At 37.3% G+C, this 663-nt stretch carries 1 pseudogene; it reads left to right on the top strand.

Annotation, left to right across the window (positions count from 1 at the left end):
• Positions 1-486: 486 nt before the first annotated feature.
• Positions 487-663: pseudogene (locus RF647_RS19070) on the top strand (RepA protein); the annotation flags it as partial.

The following is a 663-nucleotide window of genomic DNA, read 5'->3' as shown; positions in this document are numbered from 1 at the left end:
CATGGGTATGTAACCCCCCCCCCGCCCCCAAAGGGGGAGCGACCAAACGGCAGCTTCACTCAATGGAGTGTTACGCCGTTCGGGTTCGGAAGAAATTTTGCAGGGTTCGAAAAACGGTTGTGTGCTTATTCGAAAAAAAGTTTATGGTGTGGGCGCTCGTCGGGACGGGTGGTCCCGCCCCTTGCCGCTGGGCGCTCCCCGACCGATGATTTTTTAAGTAGTTGATTATATGCCGTTTTTAGGGTATAATAAGAACTTAAGAAATAGAATAAGTTAAGTAGTTGATACTCAATATAGGGTATTTTCCATATTGGAAAATCTGATTTTCCATATTAGAAAGTCACTCTTTCCTATTAGATGTTAAAAAGGAAAATATATTTTGCTTTTTTATTGTATTAATGGAAATTTAAATATTCCTTTGTGGAAAATCAAATTATACTTTTTCACCGATATATAGAAAGTCAAATTTGCCTAAATAGAATGTTTATGGAAAATAAGAAAGTACTCAAATTAACCGATTTTCAAAAAAACGAAGAAAACCCCTTTATGAAACAAGCAATTGAAGGGATTGAAAATCACGTTGTTAAGAAATACAAAAGTAGTACGGGAAGTGATAAAAAAGCTGTAGTTGCTGTTGCTGATACAGATACAGGAGAAGTATTC

The sequence above is a fragment of the Kocuria sp. CPCC 205263 genome (assembly GCF_040981075.1).
Taxonomy (GTDB): domain Bacteria; phylum Actinomycetota; class Actinomycetes; order Actinomycetales; family Micrococcaceae; genus Kocuria; species Kocuria rosea.
Note: the sequence above shows the minus strand (reverse complement) of the source record. Positions and strands in the feature narration are given on the sequence as shown.